Here is a 19,616-nt window from a genome sequence, read left to right on the forward strand (position 1 = left end):
TGTGGTTAGGTTCGCCTTATTTTTCCCTTTACCTATCTTCCTTTCTGATACTATACCTATCCAAAAGACTTAGATCGCAACACTACGAGACCCCTTAATGAGCGAATTTCAAGACTTATCTTTCCAAATTGAAAACATCGCCCAAGCTGAGCCAGAGCAGCAGAGCAACATCCTCAATCAACTAATAGAGGAAGGGTTGGAAGCGGGCTCAATCGCCTGGATCCTAGAAGCATTCCCAATCGATGAGCGTGTGCAATTGTGGCGTGGGCTTCCATTAGAACTTCACATTGATGTACTAACAGAAGCACGTGCTGAAGTACGCCGCTCAATCATTGATGAGCTGTCTGAGGTTGAATTAAAGCTCACCCTAGCCAAGCTCGATAACCTATCCCTTATAGAGTGGGCCGACTCTTTACCCGAAGAAATCATTAACGAAGCGCTACAACTGATCGAGAAAGATGAGTTAGAGCTCTACGATCAAGCCAACGAATATCAAGATGATGAATTAGGCCGCTGGGCTGAAAGAAAGGTGGTCACTCTTCCTTTCAATATCTCGGTAGAGAAAGCCAAAGGGTTGATGGAACGTTATAGCTATGACGCGCCACAGCAAATATATCTGATTAACAAACGTAAACAGTTCCGTGGTGTCGTCAGCTATATCGATCTATTAAGAGCAGAACCGGCAGAACGACTGCGTCACCTTGCCATCGACAATGTAATCACTTTAAACGCGACACTGACTCTGGCGGAAAGTATTGATGCGCTTGAACATTCTTCTCTTTCTACCATGCCTGTAACCGACGACGAGCAATTATTGATTGGTGAGGTCGACTGGCAATTCGCGCTAAGCACTCAGCGTGAAATCTATGAGGCTCGCTTGATGGCGGGTACTGGTATGGATGAGGGCGATGACCTGTTTGCACCGGTGATCAAAAGCTCACAAAAGCGTGGCGTGTGGCTAGGGATCAACCTAATGACGGCAATTTTGGCCTCAGTCACCATTGGATTGTTTGAAGATGTCATTGCCCAAGTGGTTGCGTTAGCGGTGCTGATGCCGATCGTTGCCTCCATGGGTGGTATTGCAGGTAGCCAGACTCTGACCCTAATGATTCGTGCCATGGCTTTAAACCAGATCACCTCAGGTAACCGCTGGGCCTTATTGAAAAATGAAATTGGTATCGGTTCGATTAACGGCCTACTTTGGGCACTGATCATCGGCGGCCTAGCAGGCTTATGGTTTCAGTCTGCAATATTGGGAGGAACGATCGCGTTGGCGATTATCGTCAATATCATTACCGCTGCGCTATTTGGTGTTCTGATCCCAATCGCACTCGACAAACTGAAGTTAGATCCTGCATTAGCAGGCTCAGTTATCCTAACAACAGTAACGGATGTCGTTGGCTTCTTCGCTTTCTTGGGCACAGCGAGTTTGGTGATGTTGTAACGCTATTGATAACATTTATATCATTAGCAAATGTATGGTCATTTGCAATTTGCATTTTCAATATGCAAAGAGATCATCATAAATGCACAAAATACAATCAATTTCATAGCAATTCAGTGCTATTAACGTTGGCACGTATACTGCAATTCTATAAATGACCCTTCTTAAGCCGAGGGTCACCTAGCCAACTGACGTTGTTAGTGAACTCAAATTTTGTTCACAAGTATAGCGGCCAATCTCACTTCTTGAGATTGGCCTTTTCTTTATCTTATTGCCAAACTCTACTTCTTAAGAAAAACTCACAAAATTCAAAGTTTGGTTATATTGCATCCATAACAAGCAAATATAACAATAAAAAACAAGCACTCCACCTAGATTGGAAAATCAAAACACCAAAAATGCAACTTTTCTTATTCACAGGAAAGTAGGCAGCTGTTTATTTCAATAGATATATCAAGATAACGTTTGCATTGTCGTAATATCAAAGTACAAACCGACAACAAACTATATAGAACACAGTTCATAAGCCGTAAGTAAAACCCAAATATCAAGCATCATAAAATAAACACTTTAAAACCAAAAGCAAAGGTTAAAATGAGGCAATAAAATCATTCACCCAAAACTTAAATGCATTAATATCAATAATTTATGAAAAAAACATAAGATTAAAACACACTAACAACAAAATTATCATTGACACAGTTTTTTATATCATCATAATACGCGCCGTTTACCTAAAACTCACACAATTTGTATTGATAATCTATTTGCGGAGGTTATAAATGGCTGCGGACAATAACTACAGTCTGGGACCCGTGCCGACAACGGCAAGGAAAGGAGTCGCTTCACTCACCATGGTAATGCTTGGGCTCACTTTCTTCTCTGCAAGTATGTGGACCGGCGGTTCCCTTGGTACTGGTCTTTCTTTCAATGATTTCTTCCTCGCTGTTCTTATTGGTAACCTCATCCTCGGTATCTACACCTCTTTCCTCGGTTACATTGGCGCTTCTACTGGCCTCTCTACTCACCTTCTCGCTCGATTCTCTTTTGGTACTAAAGGCTCTTGGCTTCCTTCTGCTCTACTAGGCGGAACTCAGGTTGGCTGGTTTGGTGTTGGCGTGGCAATGTTCGCCATCCCAGTTCAAAAAGCGACAGGCATTGATACCAACACACTTATTATCATTTCTGGCTTGCTAATGACGGCTACGGTTTACTTCGGTATCAAAGCACTAATGATTCTATCGGCGATTGCTGTACCAGCGATTGCAATCTTAGGTAGCTACTCAGTTTCAATGGCAGTAGATAGCATTGGCGGTTTAGAACAACTTCAATTGATTCAGCCAGAAACGCCGATGGATTTTTCGGTTGCTCTCGCCATGGTGGTCGGTTCGTTCGTTAGCGCAGGTACACTTACTGCTGACTTTGTTCGTTTTGGTAAGAAACCAGCAAGTGCGGTATTAGTGACTATGGTTGCCTTCTTTATTGGTAACTCACTAATGTTTATCTTCGGCGCAGCGGGCGCGGCAGCAACAGGTCAAGCGGATATTTCTGACGTTATGATTGCGCAAGGTCTTCTATTGCCCGCTATCATCGTGCTTGGCTTAAACATATGGACAACCAATGAAAACGCGCTTTACGCTTCGGGTCTTGGTTTCTCAAACATCACTGGGCGTTCAAGTACAGTGATGTCCATCGTTAACGGTATCGTAGGAACCATCTTTGCGCTGTGGTTGTACAATAATTTTGTAGGCTGGTTGACCTTCCTTTCGACGGCAATCCCACCAATTGGCGGTGTAATCATTGCTGATTTCTTATTGAACCGTAAGCGCTACCAAAACTTCGACAAAGCTGAATTCCAGTCCGTTAACTGGGCAGGTATCCTAGCGGTAGCAATCGGTGTTGCGGCAGGTAAGTTCATTCCAGGTGTTGTACCATTAAACGCTGTTCTAGGCGGCGCACTAAGCTATGTTGTACTTAATTCACTACTAAACAAACGCGCGCTGAAAACACAAGCAGCGTAAGGAAGCATCATGACAACGCTATTGATCAAAAACGCGACACTTCGCAATCAAGAAGGAATAAAACAGATCTTGATTGAAGACGGTCAATTCAAGCAAATTCTTGAAAACGATGTGGATATTGCTTTTGAAGGCAATATTCTTGATGCTGAGGGTGGCCTTGCGGTTGCACCTTTCTGCGAGCCTCATATCCACTTAGATACTACTCAAACGGCCGGTGAACCGAATTGGAACATCTCAGGAACATTGTTTGAGGGCATCGAGCGTTGGGCTGAGCGTAAAGAGATGCTTTCTGTCGATGATGTAAAAACTCGTGCTAAGCAGACGTTAAAGTGGCAAATCGCTAACGGTATTCAACACGTCCGTACTCACGTTGATGTTTCAGATCCAACCCTGATCGCGCTTAAAGCAATGATCGAAGTACGTGAAGAGATGAAAGAGTGGGTCGACATTCAAATCGTTGCATTCCCTCAAGAAGGTATCCTTTCTTACCCGAACGGTAAAGAATTACTAGAAGAGGCCGTCAAGCTTGGCGCAGATGTAATCGGTGCAATTCCTCACTTTGAGTTCACTCGTGAATACGGCGTGGAATCTCTGCACTATGTATTCGAACTGGCACGTAAGTACGATCGCTTGATTGATGTTCACTGTGATGAAATCGATGATGAGCAATCTCGCTTCGTTGAAACTCTGGCTGCACTCGCTCACAAATATGAAATGGGCCATAAAGTAACGGCTAGCCACACTACAGCGATGGGCTCTTACAACGGCGCTTATGCTTCACGTCTATTCCGTCTACTTCGTATGTCAGGCATCAACTTTGTGGCTAATCCACTAGTTAACATCCATCTGCAAGGCCGTTTTGACGACTACCCGAAACGTCGTGGTATGACGCGTGTTAAAGAGATGCTTAACTCAGGCATTAATGTTTGTTTCGGTCACGATGATGTGTTTGATCCTTGGTACCCGCTAGGTACCGCGAATATGCTGCAAGTGCTGCACATGGGTCTGCATGTTAGCCAAGTAATGGGTTATGACCAAATCAACAATGGTCTCGACCTTATCAGTGATAACTCAGCTCGTACCCTGAATATTCAAGATCTGCATGGTATTGAAGAAGGTAAGCCAGGTAGCCTGCTGATTCTTCCTGCTGAAAATGGCTTCGATGCACTGCGCCGTCAAGTTCCAGTTCGTTACTCAGTTCGCAACGGTAAAGTAATTGCTGAAACGCAACCAGCAACGACGCAAATTCACCTTGGTGAGCAAGAACAAGTGACTTTCAAGCGTTAATTAGGAAGCGAAATAGATAGACAAAGGGAGGCATCAGCTTCCCTTTTATATTTCTCATACCTAGCGGAAGTTTTCTCTAGGCAAAAGAAAACCCCACTAAGCTCTCGCCTAGTGGGGTTCTATTCTTACTCGCAGCAATCCGGCCACTAATAGGTGCTCCCTGCATCTATTCCTTGATAGTACGCTGAATCCTTCAGCACTTTCCTTATCATCGCCATCCTAGCGGTGTCCTTGGCAATCCAGCCCGTTAGCAATCCTCGCTAACTCTCTTCACTTATCCTTAAGCGGTGTCCCTGACTCTATCGTCCTGATAGAAATTGCCTTAGTCCGTTAAGTGTCCATTGTCTTTCCTTGTGTAACCATCCTAGTTACTAGCGTCCAGCCAATGTCCTTCGCTTTCCATGCCGACCATTCATCCTGAATAATCGAATCTTCGTCCTGAAGATGACCTATCCTTGGGTCTTTCCTGTTCCGTGTCTGCTCCCTGCTGACAACTTAAGATTATGCGATCGGTGGTTTTTCACAATGGTAAATATCGCAAAACTCCTCCCCAAGAACAGTTCAAAAATCACACATAATCATTCAAATCAAATATTTACCGATAAGAAAAAGTCATCTCCTAACTAATGTAACTACGTTAGCTCACGATCTTGTGAGAGATCTCGCACAAGACTTATGGCTGAACACCCAACGGCTCCCATTTGGTAGCAAACAAGCGCTGTGACACACATCACCCATTATCGAGTAATCAGTTTAAACTGCATCTTTAAACGCTTTTACTAGACTTCATCGAGCTAAATTAGGATATTATAAGGAGATCTCTATCACACAACTTATTTGGCTTAGTTCTAACTAGAGCCGGGCGACATTTCCTAGAGGAAAGCTGAATGATTTCAAAGTGGGCACAACGCTTTTACCAAATGGCAGAATTAGTTGGTTCTTGGAGTAAAGACCCTTCCACTCAGGTTGGTGCTGTCATTACAAAACAAAACCGCATCGTCTCTGTCGGTTTTAATGGTTATCCTCACGGAATTTCGGACAGTGCGATGACCGATGACCGTGAAATGAAGTACTTAAAGACATTGCACGCTGAAGAAAACGCAATACTTTTTGCGAAGCGTGATCTTGATGGATGCGAAATTTGGGTGACACACTTCCCTTGCCCAAATTGTGCTGCAAAAATCATTCAAACGGGTATTTCAGCAGTGCACTGCCCAGAGCAAACACCTGATTTCTTGTCCCGCTGGGGTGACAAGATCAAAGTAAGCCAAGAAATGTTTTTGCAAGCCGGCGTGAAAGTTAATTGGCTACCATTAGAAGACTTATCCAATTAATGATGAACTGGCGTGTTCTAATTGCTAACCTTACCACAATCAGGCAGATTAAAACGTCAAAAAAAAACACTCCCATCGCCATAATCCTGACGATTAACTAACAAAGCACATAATTGCACATGCATAATAGTTATAGATTAGTCGCTTTGTATTAGGTGATGAATGGGTAACCAGAATCAAACATGGGGAGCAGTAAATGGATGGTAAGCGAGTTGCAAAATTTGCTGAGGATGGCTACGCACCGCTGTTAAAAGTACTGGATTTTTTTATCATCAATTTTTCCATACAATCTGTGATTGACGCCAATTATGGAAATGCGACAGCCATCGATTTCGCGGTTGCGTTTATTATCGCCACCTGTTTTCTGCTATTTTCTGAATATTGCAATGTTTACTCTATCAACGTCAGAAAGCGTATTGGTGCCTCTGTCGCTAGGATCTTAGTCGCAGCTTTTTTCACTTTCATTACCGTGGAAATAATTAAGTACTTCTATAGTTCCAATGAAGGAGCAAGCATCAACCATCTAAGCAATGGCTGGTACTACTATCTCTTTGCGTTATCGATCGCATCAGTTATTGCTGCCCGCATTTTAATACTCACCGTTTCTCGCTCCGTTTACCGTCGATACAAAAAAGTAAAAACAGTGGCGATTTTTGGCTACACACCGACAGCCATTGCACTAGAACGCCAATTACTTAGCCTTGTTCGCCTCCAACATCTGGAGCTAGAGCTATACGCTGAAAAAAATGAAGAGGAGTTTGGATATATCACTAAATCTAGCTACAAAGGCAAATTTGAACAGCTATTAGAAAAAGCCAAACGTAGAGAAATAGATGAAGTGTACATTACGCTACCAATGGTAGAAAAAGAAAAGATTATCAAATACTTAGCAAAATTATCCAATACCACTGTAGATACATTTGTCGTACCAGATTTACATAGCTACAACCTCTCATCATCACGTTTTGAATCTATTGGCCACATGCAGGCACTATCGGTATTTGGAACCCCATTTGATGGCTTTGGTGCGTTAGTTAAGCGTATAGAAGATATTATTATTGGGGGGATCATCACCATTCTGATCTCCCCTATCCTACTTTTTATTGCTGTTGGAGTAAAACTGAGCTCACCAGGCCCAGTGTTATTTAAACAAGACCGGTACGGGTTAGGTGGTAAGAAAATTAAAGTCTGGAAATTCCGCTCTATGAGCGTGATGGAGAACGATGACGAAGTAAAACAAGCCACCAAATCGGACCCGCGTGTCACTAAATTTGGAGCTTTTATCCGTCGTACATCACTAGATGAATTGCCGCAGTTTTTTAACGTTCTACAAGGTTCAATGTCAATCGTTGGTCCAAGGCCGCATGCTGTCGCCCATAATGAAGAATATCGCGTCATCATTGATAACTACATGATTCGACATAAAATTAAACCGGGAATCACAGGCTGGGCACAAATTAACGGTTACCGTGGTGAAACCGACACTATCTACAAAATGGAAAAGCGGGTCGAATATGATATCGCATACTTACAACACTGGTCATTGGCTTGGGATATAAAAATTATCTTAATGACTGTCTTCAAAGGCTTTGTAAGTGAAACCGCATACTAAACTGCTTGTTGGTGGTTTAGGGTTGATGTTTGCTAGCTATTCTCAGGCGAACTTAACCCCTAAACCCCACGTAGGTATCGCTGGAGTCGACTTTCAGTCTCAGCTCTCAATCTCGTATGGCAGAGATTCCAACGTCACCTACCAGACTCAATCGGATGACTCGCTCGAGTCTGGTTACGTTATGGTAGAGCCCTATTTGCAGGCCACTGGTGAACGTGGTGAAGATCGCTACTTGTTAGTTTACTCCGGTAAATACTTGCAGTATCAAGACCAAACAAGTGCGTCCGATGACTATAGTGACCACTATTTTTTGTTCTTGCCTAAATGGCGCTTTGGCGACAAACACGAGCTTAACTGGTTTATCGAGCAGACCTGGGGGCACGAAGATAGAGGCACAGGTCTGACCGATGGTTTTACTGACGATCAGTTTCGCCAATACGGAATTACTCAACCTTTAAGCAGTGAGCTATTAAATAGCGAACTCCGTTACATCTACGGCAGACCTGAAGGTCGAGGTCACTTTAACCTTGCGCTACAGGTTAAGGATCTTTCCTTTACAGATGCCGATTCAGTAGAGCAAACCAATGCCGACTTTTATGCCTATATTGAAGATCAACAATGGCAAGAAAAAACTGTCACGGTAGAACTCTTCGATCAGTACTCAAGAGACACACGTTTTCGCTATAGTTTGATTAATAACTATCGGTACTATGCGTCATCACCTATTCGTGATTCTGATACGCATTACTTGATGTTTGGCATACAATCTAAGCGCTCAGGTAAAACCAGCGTAGAAGCTGATATTGCCTGGATACACAAAAGCTTTATGAATAACCCACAAGCACAAGCCTTTGACGGATTTAACTGGCAGGCTACGCTAAACTGGAATCCTGTAAAGCATTCTGAGTTTCAACTATATGGCTCACGTAAAGTGGAAGACCCAACCGAAGTGGGTGGCTATATTTTGAAAACTAAATATGGACTTTCATGGAACCACAAATGGTTTGTTGACCGTTTGAATACCAAATTCGATGTTGGTCAAGAGATTGCAGACTATAAATCTCAAGAGAATGGTCGAGAAGATAACTCAAACATTGCCTCATTTTCTTTGGGCTATGATTTTCGGCCATCAATACGCTTGGAGTTTAATTACCAATATACCAATAAGACTTCAAACCACGAAACAACGACATTTTATATTGGCGAAAACGCCGATATTGCCGAGATTCGACAACTCGGCTACAACAAAAGCCGCTTTGATTTGATGCTTAAGGTGCAAATTTAATCATGAAAAAATTTATCTTACACCTCGTTGGGGCACTACTTATTTTAGTCAACCAAACCGCTTTGGCTAACTCTTCAACGACCGAAGAAAATGCCGACACCCGCGTATCGCAGCAACGTGAATACTTGCTTGGCCCAGGCGATAAAGTGAATATTGAGGTCTATGGTGACAAAGAGCTGACCATGAAATTTACCATCGATAAACGTGGTGGCGTGAACTTTCCTTATATCGGCTATGTACAGTTAACTGGTCGCACAACTGAAGAAATTGAGTTGGATATGGAAGCTCGATTGAAAGCAGACTATATGCTTAACCCTATCGTCACTGTACAAATGAATAGCTTTCGTAAGTTCTTTATCACTGGTGAAGTTGAAGACCCTGACGGTTATGAATATGAACCTCAGCTTACGGTAGAGAAAGCGATCGCCCTTGCCGGCGGGTTCACCGACCGCGCTGATCGCGATGATATAAGCATTCGCCCATCTGGCTCTACCAAGCTACTAAAAAATGTCAATTTGACTGATGCCGTATACCCCGGCGATGTCATCATTGTTGAACAAAGTTTTTTCTAAAAGAGAGCAGTAATGATAGAACGTGGCAAATCGCTAGAAAGCCAAGTTAACTTTGACCCTTTGATCAAAGCGATGAAGAAGCACGCTTTAAAGCTGGTAGTGGTTACCACCATTATTACAGGCTTAAGTATCCCATTGATTCAAACAATGACGCCTAAGTATGTTTCAACCGCGACGGTACTTATCAAGGCTCAGTCAGACAACGTGTCACCTCTCGACCAGGTAGACAGTTACGACTCAACTCGCGGTCCTTATTACGAAACTCAACTCAACCTTATGCAGTCACGTGTGGTGCTAAAAAGCGCCGTGCTAAGTATGAAGCTTGAGGAAGACGAATCCTTTAACGATGCGGTTCTAGGTAATGAAGGGGGGTGGGATCTTCCTGAAAAAACTCGTATCGCCAATGCATTGAAAACCTTATCAAAGAATCTGAAATTCACGGCTGTACGTCAAACTCAGTTGGTGTACGTTTCTTATGAATCACCCGATGCCTACCGTGCTTCTGAAATTGCCAATGGTGTCGCTCAGGCCTTCATTACCTATACCGTAGAACAAAAAGTTGCTAAAACTCGTCGAGCTCAAGAGTGGAACGAGCAACAAATGGCGAACTTGAAAGAGCAAGTTGCAGAGAAGAAACGTGAGATCGAACGTTTTCTCGATAAAGAAGGCCTTATCATGTTCCGCGGCATTGATGGTATCGAAACGGAACAACTAAGCATTCTCACCAACAAATACGCTGATGCAAAAGAACGCCGTCTTGCAGCTCAAGCAACTTACGAACTCGTCGCTAAATACATGCAGGGCAACATTGATGATCTTTCAGCGGTGCCAGAAGTGTCTTCACACCCTCAACTGCAAGACTTACGTATCGCTCTGATTCAAGCCACAAAAAATTTAGCTGACCTACAAAGAGTTTATGGCCCAAAACATAGAAAGATTTTGGAAGCGAAAGCTCAGCTTGATGCCATTAACAAACAAACGAGTAAGTTACTAGAAGAACTAAAAGTCGGCTTACATAAGAAGTATCAGGCTGAACTAATTAAAGAAAACCACTACAAAAAGCTACTTGATCAAGATAAAGCGAGCTACGCGAAATTGATCGATAAAAGAGATCAATACGATAGCTTAATGACTGATCTCAACAAAACCGAAGAGCTTTACAAACAGCTATACCAACGTAGTGCTGAGCAATCCGTTAACGCCGAATACCGTGAACCTGATGCTCTAATTTACGATCCAGCTACGGTGAGTGATCGCCCTGCTAAACCGAACAAACGCTTGATGATTGCTATGATCGCGATAATGGCCTTCATCATTGGGGTACTGATGATCATCGTGCAAGCGGCGCTAAAGCGAACTATTACCCATTTAGAACAATTACAAACTCGCTTAGGTTTGACGCCGCTTATCGACTTACCAAACTTCGCGGGTAAAAAAGAACAGATTACAACGCTGGATCTTTGTCGTCGCATCACGCAAAACCCTTACTCAAACGAAATCGCCTATGGTCTGTCTACCGCATTGTCATTAAAGGCGCCTGAAAGCAAATCAGTTGGTGTCGTAGCCGCTTTTCCTCATGAAGGAGCGTCAGCAATTAGCTACATTTTAGCGTCTGCTCTAAATAGTAACCACCATACCTTATTGCTCGATCTAGACTATCGCAGCAAAAACAGCATGACTCGCAACGTAATGGATGCCCTGTCGACAGAACATCAGCAGGAAGCCAACCACGTTGGCTTTAGTGAATTCGTAAGCCAAAATCGCTCTCTGAATGAAGCTTGCATAAACATTGCCGATAACCTGACCTTTATGCCATTGGGAGAGCTGACAGAATCACCGCTGAGTTTCTTCGCTAATAATCATTACTTAGAAGCTTATCAACGGCTATGTGCGCAGTTTGACAAAGTGGTCATTAACTTACCGGACCTAAGTGAAAGCAAAGATACACAAATGTTAATCGCAACATTAGATTCGATCATTGTGACAGTTCAAGCAGATAACTATACTTCACCCGAGATCATGCCACAGCTAAACAAAATAAATACATTGGTCGATGGTAATATTTATGGCGTACTCAATATGGTTAAAGAAGATGTGTTGATCAGTGAAGAAGCAAAGCGCTTTGCTGCGCACAACAGCAATGAGCTCTTTGACCGCGAGGAGCTTGCATGAGCTTGCTCAAAAAAATCTCAACCATTGCTAGCTCTTCACTAATGTCCCAAGTGATTGGAGCGGTATCAATATGGTTGATATCTACAAGCTATGGCATGGCTGATGTCGGCTACTATGCGATGACCTACAGTATCGCACTCATAGGTGCGCAGGTGTGTACCTTTGCTTCGCAGTTACTTATCCCCAAGCAAGCTGAGGAGACTTTAGGTCAGAACATCATTTTCTGCTTATTATTTAGTCTATTGCTTTCTGTTTTCGTCGCCTTAATAACAGGCTTTTACTTTGAACGCAGCTACGAGCAGATTTTCTTACTCGTCCTTAGTCATTCTTGGATTTTGATTTCTGAGAACTTATTGCTTCGTGATGCGAAGATGAAAGTTCTCGCACTGCAACGAACAACTATCTCAGGCTTAGTCCTTGCCCTTATTTACATGATGCACGATATGGACACCTTCTATTGGGTATGGGGTGGTGCTCTGCTCGCTTATGTTTCTATGTTCATCTTGTACTCTGTTCCAGTTAAAGCGTTAAAGTGGCACCAATTTTCACTGTCATCCAATATTCGCTTTTTCAAAAACAACAGTCAGCATATTACCAAAGTGGGTAGTGCTGAAATTCTCGCCATGCTCAACGGTAACCTGCCTGTTATCTTGATCAATATTTGGTTCTCACCTGTTGTCGCAGGTTACTTTGCAGTTGTTAGCCGCTTTTGTTTGTCTCCGGTTATCATTGTCGGCAACGCAGTACGCAACTCTATCTTTTCAAACTGGTCGTTCGATTTTCGCAACAATCGCTTTAACTACTCGGAATTCGTCAAAGTACGTAAGTTGCTAGTGTCTCTTGGAGTCATCGCCACCGTAGGCGTATTCTTCTTCTATCCAATTGTCATGAACCTTGGATTTAATGAGGAGTGGATTGCTTCAGTACCCACTTCTCGTTACCTACTACCCTACTTGTTCACTGCCTTAGCGATTTGCCCACTTACCGTCATTGAATTGGTTTACGGCTCACCAAAATACTTCTTGCGTATTCAAATCGAACAGTTAGCTGTCGTTCTTATCGCCTTCGTACTGATGCCATATATTGCTCCAGATTACGCCTACTCAGTCATCGCCTTTGCTCTTTTATCAGCACTTCGATATGCGTTTGTCTTCCTCAGAGTCAATTCACGTGCCAACGAAGTAAATCAAAGGTTGGAAACGGTATGACAATCAACAACGGCTTATACTTACAAGCTTATGTTGTTCTTACCCTAGCGATTTGTGGCTTAGTGCAATACTTGTTAGGGATAGGAGCAATCTTGTGGCTCCCGTTCCTAGCCGCGATGGCGATGGTCATGCTGCTATTTTTACAAAATAACTATGAATCGAAGCAGTATGATGTGCATGAAGTGTGCGTTGCTGTGCTTTACATCGGCCTATGCGCTTTGGTGCTTGTCTCAACCTTTTTGCAAAGTGGAGCAAAGGTCGCAATCGTTGGGTTTAAAAATGAACTTGCACTCTCACTGGTGTTCTTTTGCTTGCTGCTTGGCTTTATTCGAGAGTCCCAACTATACCGTACCGTCAAGGTTTTATACTGGGTGTTCTACGCACAGCTACCTGTAATTCTTTATCAAGTCTTGGTTATTGTACCAAAACGTGTCGCAGCTCATGGCGAATTTGAAAAGTGGGACTCGGTTGTCGGCACATTTGGTGGCAACCCTATGGGGGGTGGCAACAGTGCAGCTCTAGGGCTATTTTGCCTACTGATCATGCTCTTAAAGCTTTCAGAATTTCGTCACGGTGTCATCAGTAAACTTAATGCTGGATTGCATATTTTTGCCGCTTTCCTTTTATGTATACTTGGTGAAGTCAAGTTCGTCATTCTTATTTCACCTATCTTAATGATCTTTGTTTGGCTATCTCCAAGTTATATTTACGGCGTACGGCAAAACGACATTAAAAAAATACTGTTGATACTAGTCTCAATGGCTGTACTTGTTTTTTTAGCTGTGCTCGTCCTTGCCTCCTCATACGCCTCAGCATTTAACTCAGATCCAGACCAAAGTGCATTTAAGATTTTCTTCGACTCACTTGATTATATTTTTGATGCTAATTACATCTTACCTAGTGGCGAATTAGGACGTATGACAACCATTTTCTTTTGGCTAGAAAATAGCGATCTTTATGGTTTACCAAGTGTATTATTTGGCTACGGACTCAATGCTACTAACCATGGTAGCTCAGTCGCTCCAGGCTTCCTTAATACAGTATTTAACGTCTTAATTGACTCAACCTCTCTAAGTATGATGCTGTGGGAGATGGGTGTTTTCGGCTTAGGATTGTTTCTAATGGTGATTATGTATGTGATGAAAATAGCGCTACCCAAAGAACGTTTATTGCGTGAGCATTTATCGCCACAAGACATCCAACTACTTTCTTGGCAGCCCGCATTTATTGCATTTGCGGCTGCAGGGCTACTCAGTCTCCCATATAGTCAGATCTTGATGTTAGTACCGATGCTGCAATTCCAATTTTACTTATCTTTAGGCGCAAGCCTAGTTCTTCGAAAATCAGTGTTGAGTATGGAAGAGGCAAAAGTATGAATATCCTACCAAGCATCACCGTCATCATTAAGACATTTAATGAGCAAGCGGGTATTGCCGCCACAATTCAAAGTATTAAGAAGCAACTATCTGGCTATGAACACAGTGTGATTGTCGCTGACAGTTTATCAACGGATAACACTCAGCAGATTGCTTTAGACAATGGTGCGAAAGTGGCTTCATTGATTGAAGAACAAGACCGCTGCTGCGGCGTTGGTCACCAACTAGGTTACTTACATAGTGATGGTAATTACCTGCTACTAATGGATGGTGATATGACCCTAGGAGAAGGCTTTATCGACAAAGCCGTGGCATTCCTAGAGTCCAACCCTAACTATGCTGGAGTCGCTGGTACAGTTGAAATGGATGAAGCGTCGAGCTACGAATTTAAATCTCGTAAACAGCGCCTGCATAAAATATACCCGCTTGGTGACTGTAGCCATCTTGGTGGTGGTGGCATGTATCGAAAAAGCGCCATCGATGAAATCGGTTATTTAACACACCGTACGCTTCATGCTTATGAAGAAGCGGAACTAGGCATGCGCCTCAAACACGCCGGCTATAAGTTACATCGTCTGGATACGACGTTCTTTTTGCACACTTCTTACGATATGCCAACATTGCAATTACTTAAATATCGCTGGAAAAGCAGATACTTATTCGCTCCAGGGGAGTTGTTGAAAAGTGCATTTGGTAAAGCTCATTTTAAAGATGCCTTATCGACAGTACGAAACGAACTGATCTTTGCTTGTTACTTACTTGGCGTTATCTCTATGGGTCTTTTTGCACCTATGATTGTTTTTCTACTAAGTCTTACTCCATTGGGTGCATTCTTCACCCTAAAAGCGATCAAAAACCGCTCTATCAAAGATGCTTGCTTAAGTGTCCTTAATCTATCTGTTTTTGCTGCTGGCCTAGTTCGTGGACTTTTCTCGCCGACCAAGAACCCTACAGTACCTCCTAAAAATCGCCTAATTGAGTGAGATTAATCAAATGAAAGTACTTGTGGTCAATAAATTCTTCTTTCTTAAAGGCGGAGCTGAGACTGTCTTTTTTCAAGAGCGAGAAATGCTACAGAGCAAAGGTGTCAACGTCATTGATTTCTCTATGGCGCACGAGAAAAACTTCGCGTCCCAATACGAAGAATTCTTTGTTGACAACATTGACTATCACTCCAAACCTAGCGCACTTGACGCACTGAAGACGGCCTTTCGCTTTATTCACAATAGGGAAGCGTGTAAAAAACTTGCGGCTCTTATATCGCTAGAAAAACCAGATATTGTTCATTTCCACAATATCTATCACCAATTAACACCCTCAATCATCAAGGTGGCGAAATCGGCTGGGTGTAAAACCGTATTAACCGCGCACGATACAAAAATCGCCTGCCCGAGCTACACCATGTACCGTGATGGTCATACGTGTGAAGACTGCTTACAGGGTAGCGTTTTCAATGCATTTAAAAACCGCTGTTATGACGGTTCACTGTTCAAAAGTGGGCTACTAACAGCGGAAGCGATTTATCAAGCTTTGGCTAACAACTATCAAGCACTCGATGTCATTGTTTCCCCGAGCCAGTTTTTAGCGAAAATTATCCAACAGAAACTGCCTAACAATAGAATTGATGTCATTGTTAACGGCATCGATGAAAACGTCGATATGACATACATCAGCGACGAAGGGTATTTCTTATTCTTGGGTCGATTGAGCAAAGAAAAAGGGGTTGAAACAATGGCAAAGGCCTATCAGCTTTGTTCGCATTCAATACCATTAAAAGTTGCGGGTGTCGGGCCACTGACTGAAGAGCTCTCAGAACACTACCCGAATATCGAACTACTCGGTTTCCAAAGCGGTGAAACACTACACAAATTAATTCGTGAGGCGAGCGCCATTATTGTGCCTTCTGAGTGCTATGAAAACTGCTCAATGTCGGTGCTAGAAGCGATGGCTTATGGCAAACCGATCATTGGTGCCAATATCGGCGGCATTCCTGAGCAGGTTAGAGATAATGTTGAAGGACGATTGTTTGAAGCAGGTAATCCACAGTCATTAGCCCAAGTGATGGATGAGATGGCTCAATCGAACGCAGAAAGACAAGCGCTCGGTAAATTAGCTCGTAAGCGCTTAGTCGATACTTACTCTTTGACTTCACACCACCAAAAACTGATTTCGCTTTATAAAGAATTACTGGGGTAATAAACATGAAAGTAACCGTTATAGGCACGCGAGGTATCCCAGACGTATTAGGTGGCGTAGAGACCCATTGTCAGCAATTGTATCCATTGATTGTTGAACAGGGTGTCGACGTCTGTGTTACCGCTCGTTCACCCTATGTTAATTACAAGAAATCTGACTACAAAGGTATCTCAACTCGATCAATATGGGCACCGAAAAAGAAGTCGCTTGAAGCAATTATCCACTCTACCCTCGCCTCTTTTTCGACTCTGTTTGATGGTTCTGACATTGTCCATATCCACGCCATTGGCCCTGGTTTGGTCGCGCCACTGCTGCGCCTACTGGGTAAAAAAGTGGTCTTTACTCATCATGGGCCAGACTATGAGCGTGAAAAATGGGGCAAACTCGCTAAAACAATCCTCAAGCTAGGTGAGCGTTTCGCAGTTCGCTGGTCTAATGAAGTAATTGTTATCTCTGAAGTGATCAACGATTTAATTAAGGAAAAGTATCAGCGTTACGATGCCAACCTTATCTACAACGGCGTACTTCCTGCCAATAAATATGATGACTCCACTATCAGCCACACCTTAGCGAAACACGGTTTAACCGCAGGTAATTATATCGTTGGTGTCGGCCGCTTTGTCGAGGAAAAAGGATTCCATGATCTTATTGAGGCATACAAAGCGAGTGACGTTGATATGCCGCTAGTATTGGTTGGCGATACCGATCATGAAACCCCTTACAGCGCTAAGTTGAAAAAGTTTGCTAAAGAGACGCCAAACGTCATTTTGACTGGTTTTGTTAAAGGGGATGAGCTGCAGATTTTGTTCTCTCAAGCCAGTTTATTTGTCATGCCTTCTTATCATGAAGGATTGCCAATTGCGTTACTTGAGGCCCTTTCCTACAGCCTGCCTGTGGTAGTTAGTGACATTGCTCCAAACAAGGAGGTACAACTGAATGATAATTGTTATTTCCCGGTCAAAAATGTTGCCGCTCTTACTAAAGCTATCAGTAAGCGTTGTAGACTGGATTTGCAAGATTACAGCGAATATCTCGCGAAGTACGATTGGCATAAAATTGCGTTGCAAACCGTCGATACCTATAATCGAACCCTTAGTACCAAATAGAAGAAGCCGTAAGCACAGATGTCTAAGCAAAAAAAACAAAGTAGAGCAGTACAACAGTTTTATACGTTGCTCGATGATACTACCCAAAGTAACCTGACTCAGGAGCAAAAAAAAGCGATTGAGCAAGCATTAAATACTGTCAACCTAGTCAACCGACAGCCTATTGATATTCGCAAAAGCTTTCCATTTTTCGGCAAACGTTACTTCTTCGTATTCCTCGCAGGTAAAGACCGACGTCACCAGCCTAGAGATAAATTCTCTTTTTCAGAGTACGTGGTACTCGTTACAGTAGTGCTGCTCATTTTAGCGATGACTTCCCTTTCTGTTCTTGCACTCTATTTGTTAAAGTCTGCCCTCGGAATCGACGTATTCCATAATTTTTCATTCGGCGTATGGGATTGGTTTAAAAGTTTGTAGGCAAGTTAGTATATGAAGAAAAAACGCATCAGCACACTCGCGCTGACTTGCCTTGTTAGCGGAGTATCCATTGCTCCGATGGCAATGGCGAATCAAGACCTAAATGTACGATATCCCAAAGAAATTGACTCTATCATCGTTAATCCCGGTGTCGGTATTGAAGCCTTTCATAATGCTTGGGGTAGACAACTTACCTCAGAGCAATACCCAGAAACTGGCATTGACTACTATCGTTTTTACTGGAATGAAATCGAACCGCAAGAAGGTCAATTCAACTTCGAGCTGATTGATTCACTATTTCAGATGAATCAATCCCGACCAGAACCTCGTCAAATCGCCTTACGCTTCATGACTATGGATGAGCCTTATTCTGGTACTAAAATCCCTAACTGGCTGGTTGATAAAGGCATAGAAGGTAAATGGGTTTCAAATGGAAAAACATTCGTTCCTGATATCGATGACCCAATCTATCTCCATTATGTAAAGACGCTCCTAAACGCACTGGGTCAACGTTACGACGGAAATAAGCAGCTTGCCCATGTAGACATCGGCATGGTTGGTTCTTGGGGAGAGTGGCACAACAGCAACTTCTCTGAGCTACCACCACTCAATGAGCGCTATTCTCCAGAACAATTAAATTACATCGTCGACTTACATTTCCAAGCTTTTCCTAAAACCAATAAAATCATGCTTATCAATGCAGGTGAACCCTTGGCTTACGCGGTAGGAAAAGGCGCAGGCTGGCGAGCTGACTGTCTTGGCGATTGGCATCACTTTTCGACTACGTGGAGCCACATGGATAATGACTACCCGTATCGAATTGACCAAGCTGAGCAGGCTACAACAAACTTCGACAACGCTTGGCAACACGCGCCTATAAGCTTTGAAATCTGTGGCAATATGCAAGGGTGGTTAAACGATCAGAAATATACACGCGAAGAAGTCAAAGAAACCTTTGATTGGGCACTAGAGAACCACGCTAGCAGTATTAACTTGAAATCACTAGAGGTTCCTGCCGAATACCGTGATATCGTTGATAATGCGATGAAAAAGCTAGGTTTCCGCTTCAGAGTTAATAAGATTCAACTCCCATACTCGATCAATCAAAATGAAACTTTGGCGATCGAAAGCGAGTTTATTAACGACGGCGTTGCGCCAACTTATCAACCTTACGCAGTGCACTATAGACTCGTCTCTAGTAAAGGCGTAATCATCCCACTTGGCGAAGACTCACAGAATACGGAGAAGTGGCTGCCAGGAGCGCATGTTTCTAAAATAAGCAAACTCCTTCCAAGCGAAGTTCAGGCAGGTACTTACTCGATTGAAGTTGCCCTGCTTAACGATTATGGTGAAGAAGGTCTAACGCTCGCCAACGAAGGGAAACAGCCTGATGGTTGGTACCGACTAGCTGAAATTGAAGTTAACAGTGCACACTAATCCAGTCGCGAATTAAATGCTCTCCCCTATACCTATTACAAAACTCATGTGCATAGGTATAGGGGGAAATCACTCCCAACAACACCTCATTCCTCTCTACAACCAAGAGAAGATCCTCAAAACGTGATCAAAAATCGATTCATTTCTTA

15 protein-coding genes are annotated in these 19,616 nt (G+C 43.1%); all 15 read left to right on the forward strand.

Annotated features, from left to right (window positions below; translation table 11 throughout):
- The first annotated feature begins 97 nt into the window (after positions 1-97).
- The 15 genes from ACU01J_RS13435 to ACU01J_RS13505 all read left to right on the forward strand — a co-directional run bounded on the left by ACU01J_RS13435 (position 98) and on the right by ACU01J_RS13505 (position 19,467).
- The gene (locus ACU01J_RS13435) at positions 98-1,444 is read left to right on the forward strand and encodes a magnesium transporter (protein WP_481086156.1); all 1,347 of its coding nucleotides are present in this window, start codon (positions 98-100) and stop codon (positions 1,442-1,444) included.
- A 782-nt stretch (positions 1,445-2,226) separates the two neighbouring features.
- Positions 2,227-3,465: a cytosine permease gene (gene codB, locus ACU01J_RS13440; protein WP_481086157.1), complete on the forward strand. Its 1,239-nt coding sequence runs from the start codon at positions 2,227-2,229 to the stop codon at positions 3,463-3,465.
- Between the two features lie 9 nt (positions 3,466-3,474).
- Positions 3,475-4,752 carry a cytosine deaminase gene (locus ACU01J_RS13445; RefSeq protein ID WP_481086158.1) on the forward strand — a complete coding sequence of 426 codons (1,278 nt, stop codon included), beginning with the start codon at positions 3,475-3,477 and terminating at the stop codon, positions 4,750-4,752.
- Between the two features lie 887 nt (positions 4,753-5,639).
- A complete protein-coding gene (locus ACU01J_RS13450) occupies positions 5,640-6,086 on the forward strand; it encodes a dCMP deaminase family protein (protein ID WP_481086159.1) in 447 nt (148 codons plus the stop codon).
- Between the two features lie 196 nt (positions 6,087-6,282).
- On the forward strand, positions 6,283-7,698 hold the full coding sequence (locus ACU01J_RS13455) for an undecaprenyl-phosphate glucose phosphotransferase (RefSeq protein ID WP_481086160.1): 1,416 nt from the start codon (positions 6,283-6,285) through the stop codon (positions 7,696-7,698).
- Positions 7,682-8,983: an outer membrane beta-barrel protein gene (locus ACU01J_RS13460; RefSeq protein ID WP_481086161.1), complete on the forward strand. Its 1,302-nt coding sequence runs from the start codon at positions 7,682-7,684 to the stop codon at positions 8,981-8,983. The genes ACU01J_RS13455 and ACU01J_RS13460 overlap by 17 nt, the downstream gene beginning before the upstream one ends.
- 2 nt (positions 8,984-8,985) lie before the next feature.
- On the forward strand, positions 8,986-9,555 hold the full coding sequence (locus ACU01J_RS13465; protein WP_481086162.1) for a polysaccharide biosynthesis/export family protein: 570 nt from the start codon (positions 8,986-8,988) through the stop codon (positions 9,553-9,555).
- A 12-nt stretch (positions 9,556-9,567) separates the two neighbouring features.
- Positions 9,568-11,727 carry a GumC family protein gene (locus tag ACU01J_RS13470; protein WP_481086163.1) on the forward strand — a complete coding sequence of 720 codons (2,160 nt, stop codon included), beginning with the start codon at positions 9,568-9,570 and terminating at the stop codon, positions 11,725-11,727.
- On the forward strand, positions 11,724-12,935 hold the full coding sequence (locus ACU01J_RS13475) for a lipopolysaccharide biosynthesis protein (protein ID WP_481086164.1): 1,212 nt from the start codon (positions 11,724-11,726) through the stop codon (positions 12,933-12,935). The genes ACU01J_RS13470 and ACU01J_RS13475 overlap by 4 nt, the downstream gene beginning before the upstream one ends.
- Positions 12,932-14,311 carry a capsular biosynthesis protein gene (locus ACU01J_RS13480; protein WP_481086165.1) on the forward strand — a complete coding sequence of 460 codons (1,380 nt, stop codon included), beginning with the start codon at positions 12,932-12,934 and terminating at the stop codon, positions 14,309-14,311. The genes ACU01J_RS13475 and ACU01J_RS13480 overlap by 4 nt, the downstream gene beginning before the upstream one ends.
- Entirely contained in the window at positions 14,308-15,294 is a 987-nt protein-coding gene (locus ACU01J_RS13485) for a glycosyltransferase family 2 protein (RefSeq protein WP_481086166.1), read from the forward strand. Before ACU01J_RS13480 ends, ACU01J_RS13485 begins: the two co-directional genes overlap by 4 nt.
- A gap of 10 nt (positions 15,295-15,304) precedes the next feature.
- Positions 15,305-16,507, forward strand: a complete 1,203-nt coding sequence (locus ACU01J_RS13490) for a glycosyltransferase family 4 protein (RefSeq protein WP_481086167.1) — start codon at positions 15,305-15,307, stop codon at positions 16,505-16,507.
- A 5-nt stretch (positions 16,508-16,512) separates the two neighbouring features.
- Positions 16,513-17,613: a glycosyltransferase family 4 protein gene (locus tag ACU01J_RS13495; RefSeq protein WP_481086168.1), complete on the forward strand. Its 1,101-nt coding sequence runs from the start codon at positions 16,513-16,515 to the stop codon at positions 17,611-17,613.
- An 18-nt stretch (positions 17,614-17,631) separates the two neighbouring features.
- A complete protein-coding gene (locus tag ACU01J_RS13500; protein ID WP_481086169.1) occupies positions 17,632-18,030 on the forward strand; it encodes a hypothetical protein in 399 nt (132 codons plus the stop codon).
- A 12-nt stretch (positions 18,031-18,042) separates the two neighbouring features.
- Positions 18,043-19,467 (forward strand): DUF4832 domain-containing protein, encoded by a 1,425-nt coding sequence (locus tag ACU01J_RS13505; RefSeq protein ID WP_481086170.1) that lies wholly within the window; start codon positions 18,043-18,045, stop codon positions 19,465-19,467.
- The last annotated feature ends 149 nt before the right edge of the window (positions 19,468-19,616 follow it).

Source organism: Vibrio sp. 2433-A1, from assembly GCF_056726085.1.